Genomic DNA, 18017 nt, shown 5'->3' with positions numbered 1-18017 from the left:
AGTCTTACCCGATCTGCCCTTCGGTCCACGCGCGGGCGAGGATCTCGGCCACCGTCTCGTCCGGCGTCTGGTCGGACGTGTCCAGCCAGAGCCCGATCCGGGGCGTGTCGGCCCGGAACCCGGCGTCCAGGTCCGCCACCGGCCAGTCCCCGTACCCGGTCTTGGGCCGGTCCCGCTCGCGGGCCGCGACCACCTCGGCGCGGGGCGCGAGCACCACCACGGCGAGCGGCCGGTGCCGGATCCGGCCGACCATGGCCGGCAGGTCCGCGCCGAGGACCACATCCTGGAGTACGACGGTGAAGCCCGCCGCTGCGTACCGGTCGGCGGTCGAGGCGGCCAGGTCGTAGCGCAGCCGGAGCTGCCGCAGCGCCTCGTCGCTCGGCTCGGCGGTCATGTCGGCCCGCCCGTTGACGATCACGCGGCGGAACACGTCGCCGCGCAGGTGCACCGAGCGGGGCAGCCGCCGGGCCAGCCCTTCGGCCACTGTGGACTTGCCTGCGGCCATGATTCCGCTGATCAGCACCACTGCCGGACTCTCCCACACGCACACATTCTCGCAACGGAGGTGGGACGGCGGCTTGCCCGGTACGGGGTTCGTGGCAGACTGGGTCCCGGTCGCGCACCCCTCGGGGGCGTGCCGGGAGGGTTCGCCTAGTGGCCGATGGCGCTGGTCTTGAAAACCGGTAAGGCAGCGATGTCTTCGTGGGTTCGAATCCCACACCCTCCGCCAACTCCCACCCCGCCTCGCCTCGGTCTGCCGCGCGTGCGGACACATGGGCGTGTCGCCCCGGAAGTAACCATCGCCTCTGCGGCTTATGACTGCTCTCTTCTTCGGCGACCCCCACGGCGAGTCTCGGCCGCACCGGATGTGCCTGCCACCGAGCGAGTTGCCGGAATCGGGGGAACGCGATGAGACGGGACGACGCTGACCGGCGGGGCGGCGGAACAGCGGGAGCGCCGGGCGCGGCCGTAGGCTGCGGGACACGGATACGGCGGGAGGGCCTGGTGGCGGAGACGACGACGTTGGCCGAGGTGACGGCCGAGCTGGCCGCGCTCGACGACCCGAAGATCCGCGCGGTCAACGAGCGGCACGGCGACGACCACGGGGTCAACCTGGGCAAGCTGCGGGCGGTAGCGAAGCGGCTGAAGACGCAGCAGGACCTCGCGCGGGAGCTGTGGGCGACCGGCGACAGCGCGGCGCGGCTGCTGGCGCTGCTGATCTGCCGGCCGAAGGCGTACGGGCGGGACGAGCTGGACGCGATGCTGCGCGAGGCGCGTACGCCGAAGGTGCACGACTGGCTCGTCAGCTACGTGGTGAAGAAGAGCCCGCACGCGGAGCCGCTGCGCCTGGCCTGGTCGGCCGATCCCGATCCGGTGGTGGCGAGCGCCGGCTGGGCGCTGACCACCGAGCGGGTGGCGCGGAACCCGGATGGGCTGGACCTGGCCGGTCTGCTCGACGTGATCGAGGCGGAGATGGCCGGCGCGCCGGAGCGCCTCCAGTGGGCGATGAACCACTGCCTCGCGCAGATCGGGATCGAACATCCGGCGTACCGGGAACGCGCGGTCGGCATCGGCGAGCGGCTCGGGGTGCTCAAGGACTACCCCACGCCGCCGGGCTGCACGTCGCCGTACGCGCCGGTCTGGATCAACGAGATGGTGCGCCGACAGCACGGCGGCCCGGACAACGGGGTATGAAGGGGCGCAGGACATTCGCGTACCCGGAAGGACCGTTTCGATGACCCTGGAACGACCGATCGCCCCGGACCCGTACGAGCTGTTGCCGACGGTGCCGTCGTTCGACCTGACCAGCGAGGACGTGCACAACGGCGAGCCGATGGACGCGCGGTACGCGCACGGCAGCACCGGCGGCGAGAACGTCTCCCCGCAGCTGTCCTGGTCGGGCTTCCCGGCCGAGACCAAGAGCTTCGTGGTCACGTGCTTCGACCCGGACGCCCCGACCGGCAGCGGCTTCTGGCACTGGGTGCTGGTGAACGTGCCCGCGTCCGTCACCGAGCTGCCCAGCGGCGTTGACGAGGGCGACCTGGGCGGCGCGTTCAGCGTCCGCAACGACTACGGCGAGACCGGCTACGGCGGCGCCGCGCCGCCCGCCGGGGACCGCCCGCACCGGTACGTGTTCGCGGTGCACGCCGTGGACGTGGACCGCCTCGACATTCCCGCCGGGGCGAGCCCGGCCTTCGTCGGCTTCAATCTGGCGTTCCACACCCTGGCCCGGGCGGTCATCCGCCCGACGTACCAGATCAAGGAGTGAGGTGTAAGGAAGGGCCCCTTGTTAACAGACGTCTGTTAACAAGGGGCCCTTCCTTACACGCGGGCGACAGCGAAGACGGACTGGCCGAACGGCGGGCGGACGCGCTGCTCGGCGGCCTTGGTGACGGGGAGCACGAGCGTGTCGTACACCTTCACCATCGGGCCCTCCTTCGGCATCAGCCGGAAGACCTTGGTGGCCATGAAGTAGCCGATCAGGCCGAGCGCGTTGGCGTAGTGGATCCGCTCCACGGTGAGGCCGGCCTCGGTCATGGCCGCGGCGAGCGTCTTCTTGGTGTAGCGGCGGACGTGGCCGGTGGCGATGTCGGCGGGGCTCATGGCGAACTGGAACGCCGGCACGATGATGACCACCGCGCCGCCGGGGCGGACCAGGTCGCGCATGCTGCGCAGCGCGCCCACGTGGTCGTCGATGTGCTCCAGCACGTTGTACGAGACGGCCGCGCTGTAGTCGCCACGCTCGTGGTGCGGGAGCAGCATCTGCCGGACCTCGACGCCCGGGTGGTCGGCCAGCCGCTCCTTGAGCTGGACCAGCCGGTCCGGGTCCGCCTCGGTGGCGGTGATCCGGGGCACCTGCTCGGCCCACGCGGAGGCGTAGTCGCCCAGGCCGCTGCCGATTTCGATCGGGTTGTCACCGAGGTAGGGCACCGCCAGCTCGACGAACCACTGCCGGTGGTTGACAGCGGTCGCGAGGCCTTCGAGCACCTCGGACTGGACGCGCTGGTCCCCAGTGATTTCTGCCATGCGTCGATTCCTCACGATATGACTGACCCGCGCCTGGACCGTCAGAGTCAACCATCTGGATGGCTGAGGGGGAAATCGGGGGACGGAGGGGGGCCGAATTGTGATGCGGAGGGGTGCCTGATCGGCGGTCGGCGAACTCGGCACATAGTACGTGAGTCTGCGGAACATTGCACCTGCCGGTCATACCCTGACTACGCTCTGAAATGTCATGACTACTCCGGAATCAGCGGCGGACCCGGCGAAAACGGGGCACGGCAGGCGGATCGATGTGCTCGCCGTGCTCAGCTTCGTGCTGCTCGCGCTCTGGGTCACCGCCCGGTTGTGGGTGGACCCCCGCAACGGGATTCGGGACAATCGGACAGATCAGGCGCAATTCGAATGGATGATGGCGCATGGTGCGCGCGTCGTCACCGATTTCGCCTATCCGTTCACCTCGGACCGGATGAATGTGCCGGATGTCGTCAATCTCATGGCCAATACGTCCGTATTATCTGTTTCATTGCCGCTGACCCCGATCACGCTCTGGGCGGGTCCGCGCTGGTCATTCCTGATTTTCCTCACCCTTGGGCTCGCCGCCACCGGCGTGTCCTGGTATTTCCTTCTCTCCCGAGTTGTCGTGCGGTCTCGCGGTCCGGCCTGGCTGGGTGCCGCCTTCTGTGCGTTCGCGCCGGCGATGATCTCGCACGCCAACTCGCACCCCAACATCGTCAGCCAGTTCGTGGTGCCGCTGATCATCTGGCGGACGCTGCGCCTGGCCGAGCCCGGCCGGTGGCTGCGCAACGGCGTACTGCTCGCCCTGGTGATCGTCTGGCAGGCGTTCCTCAACCTGGAGATCCTGCTGATGACCGCCATCGGCCTCGGCGTGGTGGTGCTGGCGCTCGTACTCGGCCGTCCCGCGCTGCGCTCGGCGGCCCGCCCGTTCGCCGCCGGACTCGCCGTGGCCGCGGTGGTCGCCGGGGCGCTGCTCGCGTACCCGCTCTGGGTCCAGTTCTTCGGTCCCGGCGCGTACAGCGGGCTCTCCACGCTGATCCGGGGCTACTCCACCGACCTCGCCGCGTACGTCGCCTGGTCCCGGGAGTCGGTGGCCGGTGACGCCCGGGGCAGTGAACCGCTGGTCAAGAACGCCACCGAGGAGAACGCGTTCTTCGGCTGGCCGCTGGTGATCCTGGTGGCCGCGCTGGTCTGGTGGATGCGCCGCAACGCGGTGGTGCTCGGCCTGGCCGCGGTCGGCCTCGTGTTCGCGCTCTTCTCGCTCGGCCGGGAGATCCGCTACGACGGACGCGACACCGGCATCCCCGGCCCGTGGGCCGCGCTGGAGAACCTGCCGGTCCTGCACTCGGTGGTGCCCACCCGCTGGTCGCTCGCGCTCACTCCGATCATCGGTGTGCTGCTCGCGCTCGGCGCCGAGCGGGTCCGCCGGCTGGCCGCCCGGCATCCGGACGCACGCGGGCAGATCCGGTTCGCCACCGTCACCGTGCTCGCGATGGCGCTGCTGCCGATCCTGCCCACCCCGCTGCCGGCCAAGCGCCTCGAACCGACCCCGGCGTTCGTCACCTCCGGCGCCTGGCGCCCCTACGTCGCCGACGGACGCAGCATCGTCACGCTGCCGCTGCCCGACACCACGTACGCGGTTCCGCTGCGCTGGTCCGCCGAGACCCGGCTGGACATGCCGCTGGCCCGCGGCTACTTCCTCTATCCGGACACCCGCCCCGGCGGGGACCGGATCGCGCTGTTCACCGCGCCGCCGCGTCCCACCAGCACGTTCTTCGAGACGGTACGGCGCACCGACGCGGTTCCGCCGATCACGCCGCAGGACCGGGTGGCCGCCGTGGACGACCTGCGCTACTGGCGGGCCGGCGCGGTGATCCTCGACCCCCGGCTGCCGCAGGCCGACGCGCTGCGCCGGGCGATGACGGAGCTGAGCGGGATCACGCCCACCCGTACCGGCGGGGTGTGGTTGTGGGACGTCCGGCCGCTGGCCGACTGAGCGGTCAGCCCTGGCGGACGCAGCAGCCCTGGCACACCTTGGGCCGGGGCAGCGTGAACGCCAGGCAGCAGGTGCGCCGCTGCACTGTCGGCTCGCCGGCCGGGCCGGGCACCAGTTCGACCAGGTCGTTCAGGTCGAGCGCGCCGAGCAGCGTGCCGACGGTCGCCACGGACGAGCCGGGCAGCGCGTCCGCCGCGCGCAGGATGCCGTGCGCGATGCCGGAGGCCACCGAGCCGAGCAGCGTACGGGTGCCGATCCGCACCTCGCCCTGGATGGCGGCGATCAGCGGGGCGAAGTGCGCGTCGAGCAGGGACGCGCGCAGCGCGCCGAGCAGCGCGGCCTCGTCCGGCACCACGACCACACCCGGCGCGCCGGCCAGCGCCAGCGGGTCACCGGGCAGCACCGCCACCGGGGTGGACGCGCGCAGCCCCAGCGTGAGCAGCTGGTGGTGGTCCTCGAAGTGCACGAGGACGTCGGCCGGGTCGAGCAGCGGCACCCGCCGGGCCGACGCCCAGCCGAGCACCGCTGGGAGCGCCGTCCAGTAGCTGTAGGACTTCCACGCGAGCGCGGCACAGGCGTGCGGGGTGCCGCCCCAGCGGCGGCCGGCGCGGGTCAGGAACTCGGGAAGCAGCGTGCCGTCGATCAGCCGGGCGGCCGGGGACCAGCGGTCCAGCTCGTCGCGGACCAGCAGGCCGGGCGCGAGCCCGGGCAGGTCGTCGGTGCCGAACATGGCGCGCAGGGTCGCGGTCACCGGGGCGAACGGGGTGGCGGCGTCGCGCCCCGGCATCACCGCAGTCACCTGGCCGTCCCCTGTCTGGTCGCCCTGTCGGCCGGCGCGTGCCGTCGACCGAAGCTAAGGCTAGCCTAACCACTCCCTCGGCGGGAGGGGAAGTGACGTCGCGGTGTCGCGGGGAGGTCCCGGTCACTCCGGCGCCGGTCGCGTACTACCCGGCCCGGAAGACGAAAAACGCCGCCGGAAACGGCGACGCACGGTGTAAGGATCGATGCGCTCCGTTCAGATGTCAAGGTGTATGTCGAATACGAGGCAGTTTCCGTACACGTTCGGCCACCCAACGTGAAAATGGGCTTCCCGCCACGAGGAAGCTGATGACGACCTCACCGATCGAGCGTGCCGCGGACTCGTTCGCGGCGGAACTTGCCCGGCACCGGACCGGCCGAGGGCTGTCCAAGAAGCAGTTGGCGACGCTGATGGGCTTCGACCCGTCCTACGTCAGCCACGTCGAAGGGCGCCGGCACCGGCCCACCGAGGACTTCGCCCGCCGCGCCGAGGCCGTCCTGGAGGCCAGCGGCGCGATCTGGCAGCGCTTCCGGGAGTACGACGAGCTGCGGCACGGCCGCGCCGGCGGAGCGCACCGCGACCCGCCGGTCCCCGGGCAGTGGCTGCCGCCCGGCACCGGCCTCGTGGTCGAGCGCGAGGTGGCCACGCTCACCCACATCGGCGACGGCTACCACTGCGCGATCCGGCGGGAGCTGTACAACGCGGGCACCGAACCGGTCACCCGCTACCTGGTCCGGGTCGCCGTCGACCGCTACCCGAACGACCCGGGCCGCTCCAACCGGCACCACCGGGAACACCCGCTCACCTTCGCCGAGCTGCAACTGACCGCGTACCGGGACGACGGCAACGGACGCGAGCCGATGCACTGGCGGGCCAAGCACGACCGGGACGCGTTCAAGGAGATCTGGCTGCTCTTCGAGAACGACGAGGGACGCTTCCCGCTCTACCCGGGCGACCGGGTCACCATCGAGTACGCGTACCGGGTCGGCCAGGACAAGTGGGGCCCCTGGTTCCAGCGGGCCGTACGCCTGCCCACCCGGCACCTGGCGGTGCGGCTCGACCTGCCCGCGGACCTCGACCCCAAGGTGTGGGGTGCGGAGACCTCGCTGTCGGCCGAGGAAGGACCGCTGCGTACGCCGATCCAGCGTGCCTCCGACGGCGACCGGGTGATCTTCGACTGGGGGACCGACGACCCGCCGCTCAACGCCCGCTACCGGATGCAGTGGCGGTTCCGCAGCCCGCAGGCGGACGCCGAGCCGGACAGCGCGCCCACCGGCGGCGCCCGGGTTCGGGCCAGCGACCGGATGCGTGCCGTGGGCATCGTGCAGCGCGGCGACGACCTGCTGCGGCAGCCGGCCCGCCAGTTCGACCTGCCGGCCGAGGAACGGCACGCCCGGCAGGTCATCGACCGGCTCGCCGCGATGCTGGCCCGGCTGGACGAGCTGCACCCGTTCAGCAAGGGCGTCGGCCTCGCCGCGCCCCAGCTCGGCATCGGCTGGTCCGCCGCGCTGGTCCGGCCCGCCGACCGCGCGGCCGAACCGGTGGTGCTGCTCAACCCGCGCGTCGTGGACACCGCCGCCGAGACCGACGAGCAGTACGAGGGGTGCCTCTCCTTCTTCGACCACCGCGGCCTGGTGCCCCGGCCGCTGCGGATCGACGTGGAACACGCGCTCTGGGACGGCAGCCGGGTGATCACCTCGTTCGAGTACGCGATGGCGCGGCTGGTCGCGCACGAGATCGACCACCTGGACGGGCGGCTCTACGTCGACCGGATGGCGCCCGGCGTGCCGCTCGTGCCGGTGGAGGAGTACCGCGAGACCGGCACCCCCTGGCGCTACTGAAACGGGGGGCCGGGTCGCGTGCCCCAGGGGGCGGGGGCACGCGACCCGGCTCGGGGGGAGCAAGGTTCAGAGGTTGCCGAACGTGTCGTACCGGATGTGGTCCGGCGGGACGTCGTCGGCGGCGAGCGCCCGCAGGGTGGCCCGGACCATCGCGGCCGAGCCGGAGACGTAACAGTCGTGCGTGGTCCACGGCCCGTACCGGGTGACCACCTCGGACACGTCACCGAGTTCGCCACCGAAGTCCGGGTCCTCGCTGCACGACGGCGTCACCGACAACCACGGGTGGGTCGCGACCAGGTCCTCCAGGCCGGCCAGCCCGTACAGCTCGTCCGGGCGGCGCGCGCCGTAGAAGACGTGCACCCAGCGGGTGCGGTTGACCCGGGTCAGCTCCTCCACCAGCGCCTTGATCGGCGCCAGCCCGACCCCGCCGGCCACGCAGAGGACGTCCCGGGTGGACTCCGGATCAAGCGTCATCGAGCCCATCGGCGCGGCCACCCGCAGCAGGTCACCCGGCTTGGTGCGGCGCACCAGCGCCCCGGACACCCAGCCGGCCGCGCCGGGCGGCGTCCGCACGTGGAACTCCAGCACGTTCTCCTCGTTCGGGGCGTTCGCCACCGAGTACGTCCGCCACACCCGCGGGTGGTAGCGGGGCACCTCCACGCTGACGTACTGCCCCGCCTGCCAGGGCAGCGGGTGCTGGAGCGCGCGTACGGTCAGCACCGCCGTGTCCGGGCCGTGCCGCTCGTGGGTGAGCACTTCGGCGTGCCAGTACGGCGGGTTACCGTCCGCCTCCGCGCCGGCCAGCATCCGCGCGCTGATGCTCGCGTACGCCTCCCGCCATGCCTGGTCGTACTCCAGGTTCCAGCCGTCCCCGGCGGTGCTGCGCAGCGCGTCCAGCAGCGCGACACCCATGGTCGCGTAGTGCTCGGCCGTCACGTGGTACTTCCGGTGGTCCCGGCCCAGCGCCCGCAGGTACTCGTCGAAGCTCTCCGGGTCGCCCACGGTCTGGGTGGCGGTGACGATCGCCTCCAGGATCCGGTCGCCCTGCCCGTTCATCTGCACCGGGAAGAGCTTGCGCAGCTCCGGGTCGAGGAGGAACAGCCGGGCGTAGAAGTGACCGCTGAGCCGCTCCCGGTCCTCCTCGACCAGGGCCCAGCTCTCCTTCAGCAGCCGCGCGAAGTTCTCCACAGGGGCACGCTCCTTCTCCGTACGGGCGGATCGGCAGCCATAGAATCTCCACGGAGCGTGTACGTCGGTCGCACAGACTGTGCGATCGCCGGGCCGGGACGCCGAAGTGATTTCATGGTCCGGTGACGGTTGACGAGCTGGCCCGCCCGGTCTCCCGCCGGATGCTGGGCACCGAGACGCTGCTCGTGCTCGGTCTGTCCCTCGGCCAGTCGGCCGTGTACGCGCTGGTGTCGCTGATCGCGAAGCTCACCGCGACCGGTGGGCTGTCCAAGCAGACCGCCGCGCTGAACACCTCAGCGTCCGCCCGGCCCTACCTCGATCTGACGTACCAGCTGCTCGGGATCGTCTTCGCGCTGCTGCCGGTGCTGCTCGCCGTACACCTGCTGGCGCGCGACCCCGGCGACCCGGCACGGACGCTCGGCGTCGACTTCCGGCGGCCCGGCTCGGACCTGGCCCGGGGCGCGGGCCTGACCGCGCTCATCGGCCTGCCCGGGCTGGCGCTGTTCTGGGCGGCGGCGCAGCTCGGCCTCAACGCCACCCTGGTCCCGGCCGCGCTGCCGGACCTCTGGTGGACGGTGCCGGTGCTGATCCTCGCCGCCGTGCAGAACGCCGTGCTGGAGGAGGTGATCGTGGTCGGCTACCTGATCACCCGGCTGCGGCAGCTCAACTGGCGCATCGGCGCGGTGCTGGCCACGAGCGCCCTGCTGCGCGGCTCCTACCACCTCTACCAGGGCTTCGGCGCGTTCGTCGGCAACGCCGTCATGGGTGTGATCTTCGGGCTGTTCTACCTGCGCACCCGCCGGGTCGCCCCGCTGATCGTCGCGCACACGCTGCTCGACATCTTCGCGTTCGTCGGGTACGCGATGCTGCCCAAGTCCTGGTTCGACTGGCTCTGATCCCGGCTGCCGGCCTGATGGCTTCGCCGGGTCGGCGAGGTGGCGGTATCGCGGCCCGACGGACCCCGCCACCTCGCCGAACCGGCGTCGATCAGGTACGGCCGGGCCGGTACCGGGCGACCGCCCGCGCGGCCACCCGCTCGGCCGTCGCCGTACCGCCGATCGTCGCCGCCAACGCCGCCGCACCCGGCAGGCGCCGGGCGGCCAGCCGCAGCCCGAGCCACCCGCCCGCCTGCGCCGCCACCGGCGTCGCCAGCCGCCACGCCGCCTCCGCCACCCGCCCCCACGGCCCGTCCGCCGGCTCGTCGGCCGCGCGAGCCGCCCCCAGCGCCGCCCGGGCGGTGCCCTCGTCCGGGTGCACCAACGTCAGCACCAGCAGCTCGGCCGCCCGATCCGGATGCGCCGGATCCCGCCCGTACGCGGCGGCCAGGTGCAGCACCAGGTTCGCCTGCGTCCACAGCACCGCTGCCAGCTCCGCGACCGGCGCGAACATCCCGGCGCCGGCCGCCAGCGCCCCACCCGTACCGGCCATCCGGACGAACCGCCGCGTCGCCAGCCGGGCCACCCCGTCGGCGTCCGCCTCCGGGTAGGCCCGCCGGACCTGCGCCACCCATTCCCGGGCGCGCGGCCCGAGCGCGTCCACCGCCGCCAGCGCCAGCAGCTCCGGCGCGAACCCGGGGTGGTCGCGCAGCTGCGGCCCCACCGCCCGCCAGCCCTTTTCCTGGGTACGCGCAGCGTGCCGGCCGTCGACGGTGACCGACAGGGTCTCGGTCTTGTCGTACGGCTGCTCTTCTATCGACGAGTCCAGGGCGGGCGGTTCGGTCTTGCGACTCTCGTTGACGGCGGGTTGATCGACGGCCAGGGCTTGATCGCCAGCTGCGGCTGCGGGCTCGGCGGGGTCGACCGCTGACGGGGGTGTCTCCGGTGCCGGAGGGGTCGCCGTGACGGCGGTGGCGTCCGTGGCCGCCGTCGAGGCCTCCGTGGTCGTGGGGGTCTTGGCGCTCTTGGCGGTCCGGGTTGCCTTCTTGACGGCGGGAGCGGCCTTCTTGACCGGGGGAGCGGCCTTCTTCGGGACGGCCTTCTTCGCGGCGGGCGCACGGCGGGTCCGCTTCGGCGTCTCGTCCTCGCTCGGCGGCTCGGTCGGCACCGACTCCTCGGCCGGACGGCGTGATCGCGCGGCCGGCTCGGGGGAAGGCGTACTCACGTCCGGCTCGGCGGGCACGGGGTCGGGCTGCGCGGCGGCAGGCGTACCCGGATCGTTTGTCGAAGGCTCGGCGGCCGGGCGTGGTCGCGGTGCCGGCGCTGCGGCGTCGGCCGCCGGCGGCTGGAAGACGACAGTCGGCGCGGCCCGGCGCGGACGCCGGGGTGGCGGTGTGTCGCTCGTCGCGCTCCCGGCGGGAGGCTCCGGCGTGGGTGGCGGGCTGAACGTGGGTCGGGTGGAGCGGGTCCGCCGGGCCTTCGCGGCAGGCTCGCGACGGGGCGGATCGCTCGGCGGCTGCTCCTGCATATCGATGGAGCGTAGCCGTGGACGTGATCTGGCACACGACGGAAACGCGTCGTGAGGGCCGGTCCCGGCATCCGCTTTGCCCCGGGCGGGTGCGGGCCTGTATCCTCGGGCGCGGTGACCTCAGGGTCACCAGGGAGACTTCGCCTAGTCTGGTCTATGGCGCCGCACTGCTAATGCGGTTGGGGTCTTAAAGCCCCTCCCGGGTTCGAATCCCGGAGTCTCCGCGCGAAAGCCGGTTGTGTAGACTGGCCGAGCACAAGCGCCCGTAGCTCAACGGATAGAGCATCTGACTACGGATCAGAAGGTTAGGGGTTCGAGTCCCTTCGGGCGCACAGCAGTTGAGGGGCCGCTTCGGGAAACCGGGGCGGCCCTTTTTCGTGCGCTCCGCCGGCGGTCATGCCGCCTCGCGTCGCCCAGCCACCGAGCGATGGCAACTGATGGGTCCGGATGCGCAGCGACTGGCTGGGAGTCGATCCTTCCGGAAAACTTCCGGAAAATCATTGACCTGTTCGAAACGCCGCTGCAATACTCCGAACACTGCGACATCAGCATGCGTCGATTGAAGCCATGCGTCGTCAGGTGTCACTCGTCCCAAGGAGGACCTGCGCATGTACGCCAGCATCCGCGGCTCCCGCCGCCCGTCCACTCCCCGAAAATCGCGTCTCACCTTCCGGTTGGCAGTGCTCGCCTCCACTGTGGCGCTGGGCGCCGCCGGCCTTGCGGTCGCCGCCACTCCGTCCAGCGCCGCCACCTGCAACGGGTACGTCGGCCTCACCTTCGACGACGGGCCGACCGGCAGCACCAGCGCGCTGCTGTCCGTGCTGCGCGCGAACAACGTACGGGCGACCATGTTCAACGTCGGCCAGAACGTGCAGAACAACCAGTCCGCCGCGCGGGCCCAGGTCGACGCGGGCATGTGGGTGGCCAACCACAGTTGGAACCACGCGCACATGACCTCGATGAACCAGAGCCAGATGCAGTCGGACCTCTCCCAGACCAACTCGGCGATCCAGTCGGCGACCGGCGTCCGGCCGCAGTTGTTCCGCCCGCCCTACGGGGAGACGAACTCGACCCTCCAGTCGGTCGCCTCGTCGCTCGGCCTGCGCCAGGTGATCTGGGACGTCGACTCCCAGGACTGGAACGGCGCCAGCGTCAGCCAGATCGTCTCCAACGCCAGCCGTCTTCAGGACGGCCAGGTGATCCTGATGCACGACGGCATTCAGAACACCCGCGACGCGATTCCGCAGATCATGGCCAACCTGACCAGCCGCAACCTCTGCCCGGGCATGATCTCACCGAGCACCGGCCGAGCGGTGGCCCCGGACGGAACTCCGCCGCCGACCACTCCGCCGCCGACCGGCACGCCGACCACTCCGCCGCCGACCACTCCGCCTCCCAGCGGCGGATGCACAGCGACGGCGACGACCCCCAACGTCTGGGGTGACCGGTACAACACCTCGGTGACGGTTCAGGGGGCCAGCAACTGGACCGTGGTCGTGGCTCTGACCCCGCCGCAGCGGGTCTCCACTACCTGGAACGGCTCCCCCAGTTGGGACAGCACCGGTTACGTGATGACGATGCGGTCCAACGGCAGCGGCAACACCTTCGGCTTCACCACGATGATGAACGGCAACAGCGGCGCCAGACCGCAGATCCGTTCCTGCACCGCGGGCTGATCCCGGTGGCCCACCCAGGTCACCGGAAACGGCTCGGGTGAGCGTGGTCGACCAGGTGCCCCTACGGTCCAGCTGACCCTGGACCGTAGGGGCACGGTTCGCTTCTACGCGAGCGTTTCGGTTCTGATGTGAAGCACCATTCCGACCAGAGCCAGCACGTCCACCGTCAAGAGACCGAGGTGCGCATACCGGTAGCGGCGCACCATCGTGCCGGCTACGGGCGTCGCCGGCGTGTGGTCCAGGAGCGCCGCGATCTTGTTCAAGCGCGTCTGGTACCCGCCCGGATGCACCCGGTGATGGCCACCCACGCTGGGGGTCAGGGCGGCAATCGGAACAGGCGGGTGCCCGGAGACTCGCAGCTCGATGTCGAACCCGTCGAGCCGTACTCCGTCGACCAGTGACCGTGGAACGCTGTATCTGACGAGCGGGTTGCCCACGACGACATGCGTGCGGGTCACCGCCACGAAGGCAGCCGGCCCCGCGAGGTACATGAGCAGTACGCACGTGCCGAGTGGCGTGAGAACCATCAGCAGCAACTGCTGGGTGTCGACGATGCGGGAGGGCGTTACGAGGCCGAAAGCGCCGGCCGCCGTGCACATGACGATCGTCATCAGAGCGAGCGGGTCGTTCCGCCGGATCACGGTCTCAACTTCCCCAACAGGTCGTGACCTTGGCAAGGCAGGATCATGATGTACGCGGCAAGGCCCTCGCTATCGCCGTAGCCTTGCCTGGCTGATTGCGAGACCATGCCTCCCATGCCTTCGGAAGACGTTCGCTGGTCAGAGCTCGTCTGCTTCGTCGGGCGATCCAGTCACATTCCAGCCGCGCTTGCCGACCTCTCATCCCCCGATGAACAGGTCCGCCTGAACGCGTTCAGGCTGCTGGTGCAAGACCTTGCCTGGAACGAGAACGTCTTCGAAGCAACACCGTACGCAATTTGCGATGTTGTCGAACGCCTGGAGCGGCGTGACGTCCCGCATCCGAACGAGGCGTTCGCGTTGCTCAGGACCCTCGGGAACGGGGAAGCGGCCCATCCAGAGCTGATCAACTGGCATGGGCGGGCAGTTGATCTGTTGTCGCTGTGCCGAGAACTCGTGGAAAGCAGCCTCACGCTCTATCTGAGTTACCTCTCCGATCCGGGCGCACGCCTCGGTGCGCTGGAAGTCATCAGCGGCTTTCGAGGTAGGACGGCCGAGGCGCTAGCCGAACTGGGCCGGGCTGCCGATTCCGCGGCATCGACCGAGGAGCGCACGGAAATCCTGACGGCGATCGGCGACCTCCGCGAGTGGAACGAGACCGAGGCGGATGAACCCAGTTGCGGTGTGCCGGACGAGCTTCTCAACAGGAAGGTCTCAGAAAGCAGGGTGGCGATGATCCGCATCGGTCGAGGTGAGCGTCCACCACGGTGGGGCAAAGTTGGTCCGCTCCTGTCTGCGCGTCAGTACCTGATTCGACTCGTCATGCGTTTCCTCGAGCGGTCGAACTGACCACGCGACCCTGGTCCGTCCACCCGTGTGCCGGACAGTTGCGAAAGGTCAGGGCACCGAGCGAGGCCCCGAGGGCGGTGCTACGGCACGCGGACGAGTGACGCGTGGGCGGCGCGCCCCTCGGCCGCCTGGTCCGGCTCGATCGAGACGTAGACCTTCTTGGGCCAGGGCGCGCGCACGCTGAGGCTTACGCGCTCCGGCTCGTCACTGCAGGGCACCCGCGCCTCGGCGGCGTCGGGAGGGATGGGGGCCGGATTCCCGGCCTCGTCCGCCCCCGAGGTCGCGGCCCAGAACCGCGTACGGAGCGTCCCTTCCCCGACGCACAGGACGTCGAGCACGTAGACGCCGGTCTTGTTCTCGTTGTACCCGGTGCCACTGATGCCGCCGCGCCGGGCGGGCTCGGAGCCGATCATGAGGATGGGCCCTTTTCCCTCACGTCTGCGCTGCTTGTTGTCCACGGAGGTGATCCCGAGCGCGGCGGCTGCTGTGGCGGCCATGCGGTCGAGTTGTTCGGCGGGCAGTTCCGACGGGGACGGCGACGGGCTCGGTGCCGCAGGCGGGGTGGCGGATCGCTCGCTGGTGGCCAGGTGGGTCACGGCGAAGCCACCCGCCACCACGATCCCGACGCCGGCGGCGAGGGCGGCGATTCCGGTGCGGCGCCGGTTTCGTACGGTCCGCTGCGCCGCCGCGGTTCCCGGTGGGCGGATGTGTGTCAGAGTCTCCGCGCGCATGAGGGCGAAAGCGTTCCGGGTCTGCTCCTCGGTGATGTCCTCAGGCATGCGACTTCTCCATGTGTTCGGGGCCGAGCCGGGCGGCGAGCGTGGCCCGACCGCGATGCAGCCATGACCTGACGGTGCCTTCGGGCACCCCCTCGCGGTCGGCGATCTCCGCGACCGGCAGGTCGGCGAGATAGCGAAGCACCATTGCCCGCCGCTGCGCGGCGGGCAGCGAGGCCAGGGCCTCGACCAGCGCGACGTGGTCCGGTTCCGGTCCCGCGACGACCGGCTCGCCGCGCTGGCGTCGGTGGAACGCCCGCATCACGCGCAGTCTCCGCCAGCGGCTGGTCGCGAGGTTCCAGGCGACCCGCCGGACCCAGGCGGCGGGGTCGTCGTAGCCGGAGACCTGCCGCCATCGGGCGAGCGCCCGGCAGAACGCCTCCTGAACGACGTCCTGGGCCTCGTGCAGGTCGCCGAAGTAGGCGTACACCTGCACCGTCAGGTCCGCGTAGCTCGCCGCGTAAAAGTCGTCGAAGTCCCTCATCGGCGACTACACGCGCGGCCTGATCGCAACGTTGCGGGCGTCCATCAGATTTCACCGATCCCCTCGACCACGCGGCAACCCGCGGCCGGCGGAAATCCGCCGACCGCGGCCCCGGGTCGCTGTCCGGTGATGCTGCCTGCCCCATCTCACTCCGCGACGGCGGTCGCCTCCAGCTCCACGAGCACGTCGGGCTCGAAGAGGGACTCGACGCCGATCAGCGACGCCGGCGGAAGCGGCTGGGGCAGCCCGAGTTCCTCGGCGACCGACTCGATGCCGGCCATGAAGGGCCCGATCTTGTCCGGCGTCCAGTCGGTGACGTAGAAGGTCAGCCGGACCACGTCCTGGAACGAGGCGTCGGCGCCCGCGAGGGCGCGCCCGGTGTTGCGCAGCACCTGCGCGACCTGCCCACCGAGGTCGCCCGGTGCGACAGGGGTGCCGTCGCCCAGTCGCGCGACCTGGCCGCTGACGTGGATGTGACGGGCGCCGGTGCCCACCGCCACGTGGTGGTACGGCGTGTGCGGCTGAAGACCGGCAGGGCTGAAGCGGGTGACGGACATCGTGTCTCCTCCATGGGGACCTAGGTGGTTTACCATTGATACCTAGTTGACGAAGGACACTTCAAGGAGACCTGGTTTCATGGGCGATACCGCAGGCGCTCGCGCCGACGAGCTGCGCATCGACGCCCCGCACCGCGAGCTGCTCGATCAGGTGCTGGACAAGTGGTCGCTGAGCGTCCTCAACGAGCTGTGCGAACGCCCTTGTCGCTTCAACGAGCTGCGCCGCGCGATCCCGGCGGTGACACAGAAGTCGCTCACGGCGACGCTGCGACGGCTCGAACGCAACGGCATCGTCGAACGCCACGTGGTGGCGACCCGGCCGGTCGCGGTCGAGTACCGGATCACGCGGCTGGGCAAGACCCTGCGTGCGCCGATCGACGTCCTGCTCGACTGGGCCGACGCGCACCTGCCCCAGATCGAGCAGGCCCGCCGGAGCTTCGACGCCGAGCCAGGCTGACGAGTACTGCCGGACCTCAGGAGCCCGGCTCGTCGCGCGTCGGCGTCGTCCGCAGGCGTACCCGGGTGATGGCCCGGCCCGTCACCTCCGCCACCTCGGCGCTCAGGCCGGGCAGCTCGACCGTCTCGCCGGGGGCCTTCGGGATGTGGCCGAGATGCGCCAGGACCAGGCCGGCCACCGTCGTGTAGTCCCCGGCTTCGAGGGTGGCCTCGTCGAGGTCGATGCCCACGTCGACCAGGTCGTGCAGCGGGAACCCGCCGGGCATCAGCAGCGCGCCGTCCGCCTCCCGTACGACGGCCTGCACGTCCCGGTCGGTCTCGTCGTAGATCTCCCCGACGATCTCCTCGACCAGGTCCTCCATCGTGACGATGCCGTCGATGGACCCGCGCTCGTCGACCACGAGCGCGAACTGCTGCCGTTGGGCGCGCAGCTCCCGGATCGCCTCGGTCACCTTCAGCGTCTCCGGCAGGTACACCGCCGGGCTGGCGTGGTCGGCGACCGGCCCTTCCTGGTCGAGCAGGTCCCGCATGTGCACCACGCCGACGGTGTCGTCCAGTCCGCCGCGACCCACGACCGGGGCGCGTGTCTGCCCCGACCTGCCCAGCTCGCGCAGCGCCTGCGGCGCGGACAGATCCGCCGACAACGTGACGACGTCGCGGCGTGGGACGAGGATCTCCCGCAGGATCCGCTCGGCCACCTCGAACGCGCCCGAGATGATCGTGCGGTGCTCCGGGGTGAGGTTGCGCTGCGCGGCGACCATGTCCCGCAGCTCCTCGGTGGTGACCTCCTCCCGGCGCGCCCGGGGGTCGCCGCCGGCCAGGCGTACGACGGCGTCGCTCGACCTGCTCAGGAGCCACACCGCCGGGCGGGAGAACGTCGACAGCGCGTCGATCGGGCGGGCCACCAGCAGCGCCCAGCCCTCGGCACGCTGCATCGCGATCCGCTTCGGCGCCAGCTCGCCGAGCACCAGCGTGACGAAGGTCAGGATGATGGTGACGACGACGACCGAGACCGGCTCGGCGGCCGACCCGAGGAATCCCAGCGGGCCCACCAGCGGCGCCGCGAGGGACACCGCGGCGGCGGCCGAGGCGAGGAAACCGGCCAGCGTGATGCCGATCTGAATGGTGGCCAGGAAGCGGTTCGGATCCCGCGCCAGCTTCGCCAGCACCCGGCCGCCCCGGGAGGTCCGCTCCAGGCGCTGCAGTTGGCTCTCCCGCAGCGACACCAACGCCATCTCGCTGCCCGCGAACACCGCGTTCACCAACACCAACACGAACACGAGCGTGACCTGCACGCCATAGCCGTCCACGGCCAGTTCGACGCCTCCTCGGCCGG

18 protein-coding genes and 3 tRNA genes are annotated in these 18017 nt (G+C 71.1%); 11 read left to right on the top strand and 10 right to left on the bottom strand.

Features of this window, described 5'->3' with window-relative positions; genetic code table 11:
* Nucleotides 1–4: 4 nt before the first annotated feature.
* Nucleotides 5–544 (bottom strand): AAA family ATPase, encoded by a 540-nt coding sequence (locus HA073_RS15730; protein ID WP_309228031.1) that lies wholly within the window; start codon nucleotides 542–544, stop codon nucleotides 5–7.
* Between the two features lie 96 nt (nucleotides 545–640).
* On the opposite strand from HA073_RS15730, the gene HA073_RS15725 reads away from it, so the two are divergent.
* From HA073_RS15725 to HA073_RS15715, 3 genes are all read left to right on the top strand, one after another.
* Nucleotides 641–730: transfer RNA gene (locus HA073_RS15725), tRNA-Ser, on the top strand.
* Nucleotides 731–1005: 275 nt separating this feature from the next.
* Nucleotides 1006–1695, top strand: coding sequence for a DNA alkylation repair protein (locus HA073_RS15720; RefSeq protein ID WP_166456759.1), 690 nt, complete (start codon nucleotides 1006–1008; stop codon nucleotides 1693–1695).
* 40 nt (nucleotides 1696–1735) lie between these two features.
* Complete coding sequence (locus tag HA073_RS15715) at nucleotides 1736–2269, top strand: YbhB/YbcL family Raf kinase inhibitor-like protein (protein WP_043327783.1); 534 nt, start codon at nucleotides 1736–1738, stop codon at nucleotides 2267–2269.
* Between the two features lie 53 nt (nucleotides 2270–2322).
* Here the strand turns inward: HA073_RS15715 and HA073_RS15710 are convergent, their stop codons facing one another.
* Nucleotides 2323–3027, bottom strand: coding sequence for a class I SAM-dependent methyltransferase (locus HA073_RS15710; RefSeq protein WP_043327784.1), 705 nt, complete (start codon nucleotides 3025–3027; stop codon nucleotides 2323–2325).
* Between the two features lie 208 nt (nucleotides 3028–3235).
* Here HA073_RS15710 and HA073_RS15705 point away from each other — a divergent pair, with 208 nt between their 5' ends.
* Nucleotides 3236–5014, top strand: a complete 1779-nt coding sequence (locus HA073_RS15705; protein WP_166456758.1) for a hypothetical protein — start codon at nucleotides 3236–3238, stop codon at nucleotides 5012–5014.
* Nucleotides 5015–5018: 4 nt separating this feature from the next.
* Here HA073_RS15705 and HA073_RS15700 read toward each other — a convergent pair whose 3' ends face one another.
* The gene (locus HA073_RS15700; RefSeq protein WP_064448844.1) at nucleotides 5019–5801 is read right to left on the bottom strand and encodes a hypothetical protein; all 783 of its coding nucleotides are present in this window, start codon (nucleotides 5799–5801) and stop codon (nucleotides 5019–5021) included.
* Nucleotides 5802–6121: 320 nt separating this feature from the next.
* Between HA073_RS15700 and HA073_RS15695 the strand changes: the two genes are divergently transcribed.
* Nucleotides 6122–7654: a peptide deformylase gene (locus HA073_RS15695; RefSeq protein WP_064448840.1), complete on the top strand. Its 1533-nt coding sequence runs from the start codon at nucleotides 6122–6124 to the stop codon at nucleotides 7652–7654.
* 66 nt (nucleotides 7655–7720) lie between these two features.
* On the opposite strand, the gene HA073_RS15690 is transcribed toward HA073_RS15695, so the two are convergent.
* The gene (locus HA073_RS15690; protein WP_043327787.1) at nucleotides 7721–8842 is read right to left on the bottom strand and encodes a globin domain-containing protein; all 1122 of its coding nucleotides are present in this window, start codon (nucleotides 8840–8842) and stop codon (nucleotides 7721–7723) included.
* Nucleotides 8843–8964: 122 nt separating this feature from the next.
* On the opposite strand from HA073_RS15690, the gene HA073_RS15685 reads away from it, so the two are divergent.
* A complete protein-coding gene (locus tag HA073_RS15685; RefSeq protein ID WP_030499361.1) occupies nucleotides 8965–9738 on the top strand; it encodes a CPBP family intramembrane glutamic endopeptidase in 774 nt (257 codons plus the stop codon).
* Nucleotides 9739–9829: 91 nt separating this feature from the next.
* On the opposite strand, the gene HA073_RS30625 is transcribed toward HA073_RS15685, so the two are convergent.
* Nucleotides 9830–10942 carry a hypothetical protein gene (locus HA073_RS30625; protein ID WP_240925798.1) on the bottom strand — a complete coding sequence of 371 codons (1113 nt, stop codon included), beginning with the start codon at nucleotides 10940–10942 and terminating at the stop codon, nucleotides 9830–9832.
* 436 nt (nucleotides 10943–11378) lie between these two features.
* Here HA073_RS30625 and HA073_RS15675 point away from each other — a divergent pair.
* The 3 genes from HA073_RS15675 (at nucleotide 11379) to HA073_RS15665 (ending at nucleotide 12921) form a co-directional block, all read left to right on the top strand.
* Nucleotides 11379–11469, top strand: a tRNA-Ser gene (locus tag HA073_RS15675).
* A 35-nt stretch (nucleotides 11470–11504) separates the two neighbouring features.
* Nucleotides 11505–11577, top strand: a tRNA-Arg gene (locus HA073_RS15670).
* A gap of 276 nt (nucleotides 11578–11853) precedes the next feature.
* The gene (locus tag HA073_RS15665; protein ID WP_064448839.1) at nucleotides 11854–12921 is read left to right on the top strand and encodes a polysaccharide deacetylase family protein; all 1068 of its coding nucleotides are present in this window, start codon (nucleotides 11854–11856) and stop codon (nucleotides 12919–12921) included.
* A 104-nt stretch (nucleotides 12922–13025) separates the two neighbouring features.
* Here HA073_RS15665 and HA073_RS15660 read toward each other — a convergent pair whose 3' ends face one another.
* Nucleotides 13026–13532 carry a hypothetical protein gene (locus tag HA073_RS15660; protein ID WP_166456757.1) on the bottom strand — a complete coding sequence of 169 codons (507 nt, stop codon included), beginning with the start codon at nucleotides 13530–13532 and terminating at the stop codon, nucleotides 13026–13028.
* A 144-nt stretch (nucleotides 13533–13676) separates the two neighbouring features.
* Between HA073_RS15660 and HA073_RS15655 the strand changes: the two genes are divergently transcribed.
* Entirely contained in the window at nucleotides 13677–14408 is a 732-nt protein-coding gene (locus HA073_RS15655; RefSeq protein ID WP_166456756.1) for a hypothetical protein, read from the top strand.
* 80 nt (nucleotides 14409–14488) lie between these two features.
* Here HA073_RS15655 and HA073_RS15650 read toward each other — a convergent pair whose 3' ends face one another.
* From HA073_RS15650 to HA073_RS15640, 3 genes are all read right to left on the bottom strand, one after another.
* Complete coding sequence (locus HA073_RS15650; RefSeq protein WP_166456755.1) at nucleotides 14489–15187, bottom strand: hypothetical protein; 699 nt, start codon at nucleotides 15185–15187, stop codon at nucleotides 14489–14491.
* On the bottom strand, nucleotides 15180–15668 hold the full coding sequence (locus HA073_RS15645; RefSeq protein ID WP_064448837.1) for a SigE family RNA polymerase sigma factor: 489 nt from the start codon (nucleotides 15666–15668) through the stop codon (nucleotides 15180–15182). Before HA073_RS15645 ends, HA073_RS15650 begins: the two co-directional genes overlap by 8 nt.
* Nucleotides 15669–15814: 146 nt before the next feature.
* Nucleotides 15815–16225, bottom strand: coding sequence for a RidA family protein (locus HA073_RS15640; protein ID WP_043327791.1), 411 nt, complete (start codon nucleotides 16223–16225; stop codon nucleotides 15815–15817).
* A gap of 79 nt (nucleotides 16226–16304) precedes the next feature.
* Here HA073_RS15640 and HA073_RS15635 point away from each other — a divergent pair, with 79 nt between their 5' ends.
* Nucleotides 16305–16682: a helix-turn-helix domain-containing protein gene (locus HA073_RS15635; protein WP_166456754.1), complete on the top strand. Its 378-nt coding sequence runs from the start codon at nucleotides 16305–16307 to the stop codon at nucleotides 16680–16682.
* Nucleotides 16683–16698: 16 nt separating this feature from the next.
* Here HA073_RS15635 and HA073_RS15630 read toward each other — a convergent pair whose 3' ends face one another.
* Nucleotides 16699–17991 carry a hemolysin family protein gene (locus HA073_RS15630; RefSeq protein WP_166456753.1) on the bottom strand — a complete coding sequence of 431 codons (1293 nt, stop codon included), beginning with the start codon at nucleotides 17989–17991 and terminating at the stop codon, nucleotides 16699–16701.
* Nucleotides 17992–18017 lie beyond the last annotated feature (26 nt).

Origin of the sequence: Micromonospora sp. CMU55-4 (assembly GCF_011602315.1) — a bacterium.
Taxonomy (GTDB): Bacteria; Actinomycetota; Actinomycetes; order Mycobacteriales; family Micromonosporaceae; genus Micromonospora; species Micromonospora chalcea.
The sequence above is the reverse complement of the archived record's forward strand: the minus strand, read 5'-3'. Positions and strand labels throughout refer to the sequence as shown.

Excerpts from the sequence above, each read along its gene's own strand:
- HA073_RS15715 (WP_043327783.1), top strand. The coding sequence starts at position 1,736 with ATGACCCTGGAACGACCGATCGCCCCGGACCCGTACGAGCTGTTGCCG.
- HA073_RS15710 (WP_043327784.1), bottom strand. The coding sequence starts at position 3,027 with ATGGCAGAAATCACTGGGGACCAGCGCGTCCAGTCCGAGGTGCTCGAA.
- HA073_RS15705 (WP_166456758.1), top strand. The coding sequence starts at position 3,236 with ATGACTACTCCGGAATCAGCGGCGGACCCGGCGAAAACGGGGCACGGC.
- HA073_RS15700 (WP_064448844.1), bottom strand. The coding sequence starts at position 5,801 with ATGCCGGGGCGCGACGCCGCCACCCCGTTCGCCCCGGTGACCGCGACC.
- HA073_RS15695 (WP_064448840.1), top strand. The coding sequence starts at position 6,122 with ATGACGACCTCACCGATCGAGCGTGCCGCGGACTCGTTCGCGGCGGAA.
- HA073_RS15665 (WP_064448839.1), top strand. The coding sequence starts at position 11,854 with ATGTACGCCAGCATCCGCGGCTCCCGCCGCCCGTCCACTCCCCGAAAA.
- HA073_RS15660 (WP_166456757.1), bottom strand. The coding sequence starts at position 13,532 with ATGACGATCGTCATGTGCACGGCGGCCGGCGCTTTCGGCCTCGTAACG.
- HA073_RS15655 (WP_166456756.1), top strand. The coding sequence starts at position 13,677 with ATGCCTTCGGAAGACGTTCGCTGGTCAGAGCTCGTCTGCTTCGTCGGG.
- HA073_RS15650 (WP_166456755.1), bottom strand. The coding sequence starts at position 15,187 with ATGCCTGAGGACATCACCGAGGAGCAGACCCGGAACGCTTTCGCCCTC.
- HA073_RS15645 (WP_064448837.1), bottom strand. The coding sequence starts at position 15,668 with ATGAGGGACTTCGACGACTTTTACGCGGCGAGCTACGCGGACCTGACG.
- HA073_RS15640 (WP_043327791.1), bottom strand. The coding sequence starts at position 16,225 with ATGTCCGTCACCCGCTTCAGCCCTGCCGGTCTTCAGCCGCACACGCCG.
- HA073_RS15635 (WP_166456754.1), top strand. The coding sequence starts at position 16,305 with ATGGGCGATACCGCAGGCGCTCGCGCCGACGAGCTGCGCATCGACGCC.